The organism is Halapricum sp. CBA1109 (assembly GCF_009741825.1).
In the GTDB taxonomy this organism is placed as follows: Archaea; Halobacteriota; Halobacteria; order Halobacteriales; family Haloarculaceae; genus Halapricum.
This window is the reverse complement of sequence record NZ_WPCA01000144.1, coordinates 1-6,617: the sequence shown is the minus strand read 5'-3', so window position 1 is coordinate 6,617 and position 6,617 is coordinate 1. Positions and strand designations below refer to the sequence as shown.

At 68.9% G+C, this 6,617-nt stretch carries 8 protein-coding genes and 2 pseudogenes; 5 read left to right on the top strand and 5 right to left on the bottom strand.

What is annotated here, in order from left to right:
• Positions 1-819 (top strand): ERCC4 domain-containing protein (locus GJ629_RS13315; RefSeq protein ID WP_231754630.1); only part of this gene is annotated, 819 nt, incomplete at its 5' end.
• Between the two features lie 21 nt (positions 820-840).
• Positions 841-1,341, top strand: coding sequence for a redoxin domain-containing protein (locus tag GJ629_RS13310; protein ID WP_197428609.1), 501 nt, complete (start codon positions 841-843; stop codon positions 1,339-1,341).
• Between the two features lie 48 nt (positions 1,342-1,389).
• Here the strand turns inward: GJ629_RS13310 and eif1A are convergent, their stop codons facing one another.
• Positions 1,390-1,677, bottom strand: coding sequence for a translation initiation factor eIF-1A (eif1A, locus tag GJ629_RS13305; protein ID WP_157513484.1), 288 nt, complete (start codon positions 1,675-1,677; stop codon positions 1,390-1,392).
• 96 nt (positions 1,678-1,773) lie between these two features.
• Here eif1A and GJ629_RS13300 point away from each other — a divergent pair, with 96 nt between their 5' ends.
• Positions 1,774-2,205, top strand: a complete 432-nt coding sequence (locus tag GJ629_RS13300) for an SCP2 sterol-binding domain-containing protein (RefSeq protein WP_157513483.1) — start codon at positions 1,774-1,776, stop codon at positions 2,203-2,205.
• Positions 2,206-2,244: 39 nt separating this feature from the next.
• The gene (locus GJ629_RS13295; RefSeq protein ID WP_157513482.1) at positions 2,245-2,424 is read left to right on the top strand and encodes a hypothetical protein; all 180 of its coding nucleotides are present in this window, start codon (positions 2,245-2,247) and stop codon (positions 2,422-2,424) included.
• Between the two features lie 20 nt (positions 2,425-2,444).
• Here the strand turns inward: GJ629_RS13295 and GJ629_RS13290 are convergent.
• Both GJ629_RS13290 and GJ629_RS13285 read right to left on the bottom strand, forming a co-directional pair.
• Positions 2,445-4,426, bottom strand: a pseudogene (locus GJ629_RS13290) (DUF460 domain-containing protein).
• Positions 4,427-4,469: 43 nt separating this feature from the next.
• Positions 4,470-4,766: a hypothetical protein gene (locus tag GJ629_RS13285; protein WP_157513481.1), complete on the bottom strand. Its 297-nt coding sequence runs from the start codon at positions 4,764-4,766 to the stop codon at positions 4,470-4,472.
• Between the two features lie 163 nt (positions 4,767-4,929).
• Between GJ629_RS13285 and GJ629_RS13280 the strand changes: the two genes are divergently transcribed.
• Entirely contained in the window at positions 4,930-5,997 is a 1,068-nt protein-coding gene (locus GJ629_RS13280) for a radical SAM protein (RefSeq protein WP_157513480.1), read from the top strand.
• Here the strand turns inward: GJ629_RS13280 and GJ629_RS13275 are convergent.
• Positions 5,994-6,352, bottom strand: a pseudogene (locus GJ629_RS13275) (hypothetical protein). The gene GJ629_RS13280 and the pseudogene GJ629_RS13275 overlap by 4 nt on opposite strands.
• Positions 6,334-6,617 (bottom strand): sensor histidine kinase KdpD (locus GJ629_RS13270; protein ID WP_197428608.1); only part of this gene is annotated, 284 nt, incomplete at its 5' end. The gene GJ629_RS13270 and the pseudogene GJ629_RS13275, both read right to left, overlap by 19 nt.

The following is a 6,617-nucleotide window of genomic DNA, read 5'->3' as shown; positions in this document are numbered from 1 at the left end:
GCGGCCGACAGCGACGGCCAAACCGGCCTCGACGCCTTCGCCGGCGACTCGGCCGAGGACGGGGCGGCGGACGGCCCGGACGGCGAGGTGGCGACGGCGGCCGGCGAGGAGGGAGCAGTGGAGATAGTCGTCGACCAGCGGGAACTGGATTCGACCATCGCGCGGGACCTCTCGACGCGGGACGGCGTCGAGACGCGGCTGGAGACGCTGGCCGTCGGTGACTACGTCTGCTCGGACCGGGTGGTCGTCGAGCGAAAGACCGTCAGCGACTTCATGGACACCCTGACCGGCGGTGACCGCTCCATCTTCGAGCAGGTCAAAGACGCGACCCGCTACTACGACCGTCCGGTCGTGATAATAGAAGGGACGGACCTCTACGGCGAGCGCAACGTCCACCCCAACGCCGTCCGCGGGGCGCTGACCTCGCTGGCGGTCGACTTCGGCGCGAGCGTCCTCCGGACGACCGACGAGGACGAGACCACCGAGATGCTGGCCGTACTGGCCGACCGCGAGCAGACCGACAACGACCGGGTCGTCAGCGCCCACGGCGAGAAATCCGCCAAGACGCTGGCAGAACAACAGGAGTACGTCGTCGCCTCCATCGCGGAGGTCGGTCCCGTCACCGCCCAGTCGCTGTTGTCGACGTTCGGCAGCGTCGAGGCCGTCGTCACCGCAGGCGAGGACGAACTGACCGAGGCCGACGGCGTCGGGTCGGTGACGGCCGAACGGATACGGGAAGTCGTCGCAGTCGGTACGAGCCGTAGCGTCGGTGTTTTCTCCGCGCGAAAGAACTCGAAATACTCTTTGGGCGGACACTGAACTATGCCGGTGGGGGATCATATGAACGACTCTGCACACGGCGTCGGACAGCGCCTCGCGTTTCGCGTGCCGACCGCGGGTGGGGACCCGGAGACGTACACCGCGGCCGACCTGTCTAGCCCGAGCGGTATCGCACTCCTGTTGTTTCTTCGACATCACCACTGCGCGCTGTCTCGCAAGCGCGCCCGGTCGCTTGCGGCGCACGCCGAGGAATTCGACGGTGTGACCGTCGCGGCCGTCCTGCCCGACACTGCCGACCGGGCGAACGTCTGGCACCGTCGGTACGACCTCTCGTTTCCGCTGTTGGCCGACCCGGAGTTCGAACAGTTCGAGGGCGTCACCGAGTGGGTGCCACAGATGCCGGCGGTCGCACGGGTCGACACCCGCGGCGAGGCGCCGACCGTCGAGCAACTGTACAGCGGCGCCCGACCGCAGGACTGCCCGACCGGGGAGGAGATGGTCGACATCGTGGCCGAGGCCCGCCGCGAGGGACCGGCGACGGGCCGTGGCTTCGCGGACTGATCGACGGCGGGCGAGCGTCCGAGAGCGCCGACGACCGCGCGCCGGAAGTCAGTCGGTGATGTGGCCTTCCTCGCGCAACTGGTCTGCGTCCTGTTTCTCGTAGCGCCAGGTGATGTCGGCCTTCTCGTCCTGCCAGTCCCACGGTTCGACGAGGACGACGTCGTCCTCGCGGATCCAGATGCGTTTCTGCATCTTGCCCGGGATGCGGGCAGTCCGTTCGACGCCGTCCATACACCGTACCTGCACGCGGTTCGCGCCGAGCATATTCGTGACAACGGCGAACACCTCGTCGTCGTCGGGCATCCGGAGGTTCTTTCGTCCCTCGTTGTCGCTCATAGTCGGCCGTTCGACCGCGCAGAGGTTTAAGGTTTGCAAATTCACGTCGGCAGCGACACAAAACACCTTAGCCGCCGGACCACACAGGGTAGGATAATGGCGATCACGCTTCCGGCGGAGGCCGGCGACTGGATCGACGAACTGGGTCGCCGACTCAACGACAGCGAGGCGTTCGCGGCGGCGGCCGAAGGGTGGGGCGTCGAGTTCGACGGCGACTTCGTCTTCGAGATCCAACCCGACGACAGCTACGACGGCGAGCCCATCACGCTGTATCTCGCCCTGCGTGACGGCGAGTGTCTCGACACCGACCGACTCGCCGACCCGACCGACGTCGCACACGGCTTCGCGCTCCGGGGCGGCTACACCGAGTGGAAGCGGCTCATCCGCGGTGAGACAGACGTCGTCGAGGCGGTCATGACCGGCACGCTCGACGTCGAGGGGTCGCGGATGCAGGCGATGCGCTATCAGGACGCGCTGCTGGAACTGGGCGCGACGGCCACCGACATCGACACCGACTTCGAACACTGATTCGGTGGGTTTAGACCGCTCGGGCGCGCCGACTCTGATATGCTCGACAAACTCGGGACGCTCGGTATCGTCGGTATCGTCGTCACCGTCGCCGGTCTCGCTATCGTCGCGTGGCAGAACCTACTGTTGGCCGCCGGACTCGCGATTATGCTCGCCGGCGTCGGCCTCGTCGCCGCCGGCCTCGTGAAGAACGTCCTCGCGTCGTTCGGCCTCGCCTAGACCGCCTCACGGCCGTCGGGTCAGACCGACTCGCCGCGGTCGGAGGCGCGGTGCTCGCTGATCACCCGGTCGACCATCTCCTTGTTGCGCTGTTCGCGTCGCTGTTCGACCCACCCTTCCCACTCCTCGATAGCGGCCGCTATCTCCTCCTCGCGGGCGACGGCCAGTTCGTCGACCTCCTGGACGGTGACCGATTCGGCGTCGGCTACCGGGACCCGAGCTCGAACAACACCTCGTCGGCGGCGTCGCTGAGGCCGCCGTTCCGCAGGACGACCCGGGGGCCGATGTCCGCCAGCAGTTCGGCGGTCGAACGGCCCGCGCCGCTTGCGTCACGGAACAGCACGATGTCGTCGGCCGCGAGGCCGAACCGCTCGTCGGCGTCCTCGATGGCCCCGGTCGTGAACTTCTCGACGACCTTCACCGGGACCAGCCCCTCCTGTTTCTCCGATACGTCGGCGAAGTTCGAGTGGTCGAGTTTCCAGAGGGCCTTGAGCCGTTCGAGCTTGCCCTCTAACTCCTCGACGCGGTCGCGTTCCTCGGACAGTTCCCGTTCGAGGCGGTCGTTCTCCCGCTCCAGTCTGGTGACCTCGCGGCGCTTGCGGGCCTCGGTCCGCTCCTCGCTGCGGGCGGCTTCGAGCTTCTCCTCGTACTCCTCGAGTTGATCGTCCTTGCGGGCGATGGTCTCTTTGAGGTCCGCCGAGTGGTCCTGCAAGCGCTCGACGCGGGCCTCCAGCCGCTTGATCTTCTGTTCCTCGGGTGTCAGCTCCCGCGGGTCGTGTTCTTCGGCATCGTCGCCCTCGTCGCCCTCGTCGTCGCTCCGGGCCGCGAGCGCGCTCTCGACGGAGTGCTCGCCGGCGATAACGTCCGCGACGACGGGACCGACCTCCTCGCGCGGCGGGACCTTCTCCGCGATGCGGTCGATCTGGTCCTCGTGGTCGTCGAAGGCGTACAGCGCGGCCGCCAGCGCGTCCCGCTGGTGGTCGTTGTCGTAGGGATGCTCGCGTGTCCGGTGTTGTTTCTCGTCGACGGGGAGATCCGACTCGGGGACCCAGCCCGCGGCGTCGAAGCTCCGGCGGAGTTTCTCGACAGTGTTCGGCATCGGTGTCACGTCGGCGGCGACGACGACCGGCCGGCCGCGCTCGACGATCCACTCGGTGACGGCGGCGGCGTCGTCGGTCCGCGTCGAGTACAGGTCGAGTACCTCGCCGTCCAGTCCGACGACGGCGACGGCGGTGGTCGTTCCGGGGTCGACGCCGACGACGACGTGGTCTAAGCGCTTGGCCAGCGGCCGGAACTCGATACCGTCCCGGCGCTGGCGTTCGATCTCGATGCGGGTGTCGCCGCTGCGGTGGGTCGAGACGGGGATGTCCTGGGGGCGGGCCTCGACCTCGAAGACGGCGTTGGCGTAGCGCCGTACTTCTCGGTGACGTCTTTCTCGTAGTCGAGGCGGCGTCGTCGAGTTCGGACTCGACCTCGCGGGCGGTGGTCTTGACCGCGCCGTGGATGCGGCGCGTGTAGCGGTCCTCGGACCAGCCACCGCCGCCGCCGGTCGAGCGGCCCCGGGCGACCTTGACCTCGGTGGTATCGGTGAAGGCCGACACCTCGAAGCCGACGTTTGCGGCCGCGAGTCGCGCGGCGGCTCGGCCTCGGCCATCGGTTGCTTCTCGTAGGGGACGCCGTGGCGTTTGGCGACCCGCGAGAGCGGTTCGGGCTGTTCGTCGCCGGTCACCTGGACGAGTTTCGTGGCGGCCGGCAGTTGCCCCAGAAAGTGGACCAGCGCGTCCTTGTCGCTGGCCAGTTCGTACATATTGTCGGTCGCCACGATTGCCGGTTCGCGGTCGTCGATCAACCGACGGAGCTTCCGGCCCGAGACCACGTCTCGCTCGACGGACTCGCCGTCGAAAATCGCCAGCGCGTAGGAGGGGGAGTCGCCACGGACGTCGCCGCTCTGGATGTCGACGCCGAACACGACGTCGTCGAGGGCACTGGTGCGGGTGCTCACGTCCCCAGTTCGGGGAGGGACGACCATAAACTTCCTGCGGCCCCTACTCCAGTTCCCGGTTACGTCGGACCTGCGGGACCGGTCGGACGAAGCCGAACAGCGCCCGATTGGCACCGAAACCGAGGCCCGCGCCGACGAGGAAAAGCGGGAGCGTCGACAACGACAACTGGCCCAGCGCCAGCAGGCCGCCGACGCCGACGACGCCGACGGCGACCACCGCGTATGTGGCTCGGGCGCCGCCCCGGCCGCGGTCGTTCGCGGCGCTGACGACGCCGACGACGGCCGCGGTGGGGACGACGAGCCACCACAACTCCGTGGCGAGGCCGACGACGACGGCCACAGGAGCCCGAAAGCGACGTTCGACGCCGCGATGGCCAGTTCCTCGCGGACGATACGGTAGTCGATAGCCTCCATCGTTCGGTACTCCCGGCGGGCGACGCCTATACTTTATTGTCCCGAACTGTGGGGGTGTCTGTGAGGGGCGCCGGGGGCAAAAAACGGGTATGCACCACGACGGCAGCGATTCGACGGACGGTGGCCACCCCGGGGGGTCGCCGGACCCGCGCTCGTTCGACCGGAGTCCGCTGGTCGTCACGTGGGAGAGCACGCAGGCCTGTGACCTGACGTGTGACCACTGCCGGGCCGAAGCACAGACCGAACGCGACCCGGGCGAGTTGTCCACGGCGGACGCGAAGGACCTCGTCGATCAGGTGGCCTCGTTCGGCCACCCACCGCCGGTGTTCGTCGTCTCGGGCGGGGACCCGCTCCAGCGCCCGGACATCTTCGAGATACTGTCCTACGCCGTCGATTCGGGGTTACCGACGGCCGTGACCCCGGCCCCGACGGAGAACCTCACGCCGGAAGTCGTCTCGCGGTTCGCCGACATCGGCGTCCACCGGATGGCGCTGTCGCTGGACGGCCCGGACCCCGAGACCCACGATGGCTTCCGGGGTGAGGCCGGGAGCTACGAGAGCGTCACGCGGGCCGCCGAGTGGGCCGAGGAGTTCGGTCTCGGTATCCAGATAAACACGACCGTCACGGCCCGGACGGCCCAGTACCTCCCGGCCATCGCCGACCGGGTCGCCGACCTCGGCGCGACGATGTGGGAGGTGTTCTTCCTCGTTCCCGTCGGCCGCGGCGAGGACCTGACGGCGCTGTCCCCGGCGGCGGCCGACGAGGCGCTGGCGTGGCTGTTCCACCGCGGACAGGAAGCCCCCTACCGGGTCATCACCGTCGAAGCGCCCCAGTACCGCCGGGTCGCCCGGCAGGAGGCCGGCAGCGACGTGACAGTCGGATCGACCCGCGCCGGGTCGGGGTTCGTCTTCGTCAGCCACCGCGGGGAGGTGTACCCCTCCGGGTTCCTGCCGCTGTCCAGCGGCCGCGTCCCCGAGCAGTCGCTGGTCGACATCTACCGGTCGGACCCGCTGTTCGAGCGGTTGCGCGACCCCGACGGGTTCGCCGACCCGTGCGGTAGCTGTCCGTATCGGGACGTCTGTGGGGGGTCGCGCTCGCGGGCGTTTGCGACGACGGGCGACCCCTTAGCGGCGGACCCGCTCTGTCCGCGGACCTAGGCCCGCCCCTCGAAAGTGGCGTCCGCGGAGGTCCGCCCGTCGTTGAACGAGTGGACGCGGGCGCGGATTACGTCGCCTTCCGAGACGGACCCGGGCACGTCCTCGGTGAAGACGACGAACCCCTGGACTTTCCCGACGCGATGCGCTCGCCGGAGTGGTGGTCGGTGAACTCGGTGACCCCGAACTCGTAGGTCTCGCCCAGTTCGACCGGCGCGCTCCGCTCCTGTGCGGCCTCGTGGGCGCGAGCGGACTGGCGGGCGTCGTCAGACCGGACCCGCGTCCACAACAGTGTCACGACGACGCCGGCGAGGAACCCGACCGCCCCGGCGCCGACCGTCACCAGTGTCGTCTCCATACCGCACGGTGTATCGCCCGCGGCCTAAAATCAGTGGTCGAGAAGCGGGTCGCCGCCGCCGCGGACGGGGCCGACTCGGCCAACCGGAGCGAGACGACGAACGCCGCGCCGCCGTCGATTCCATCCTCGACGTGGACGGACCCGTCGTAGCGCTCGACCAGCGTCGAGACGATGTAGAGCCCGATGCCGGTGCCGGAGCTTTCGGGGCCGAGTTCGCCCTGTTCGAACAGCGTCTCGGCGACTGCCTCGGGGATGCCCGGGCCGT

What these genes read in the sequence shown, in the direction of transcription:
- GJ629_RS13295 (WP_157513482.1), top strand. Translation starts at nt 2,245, where the DNA reads ATGCTCGACAAACTCGGGACGCTCGGTATCGTCGGTATCGTCGTCACC.
- GJ629_RS13280 (WP_157513480.1), top strand. Translation starts at nt 4,930, where the DNA reads ATGCACCACGACGGCAGCGATTCGACGGACGGTGGCCACCCCGGGGGG.
- GJ629_RS13310 (WP_197428609.1), top strand. Translation starts at nt 841, where the DNA reads ATGAACGACTCTGCACACGGCGTCGGACAGCGCCTCGCGTTTCGCGTG.
- GJ629_RS13300 (WP_157513483.1), top strand. Translation starts at nt 1,774, where the DNA reads ATGGCGATCACGCTTCCGGCGGAGGCCGGCGACTGGATCGACGAACTG.
- eif1A (WP_157513484.1), bottom strand. Translation starts at nt 1,677, where the DNA reads ATGAGCGACAACGAGGGACGAAAGAACCTCCGGATGCCCGACGACGAC.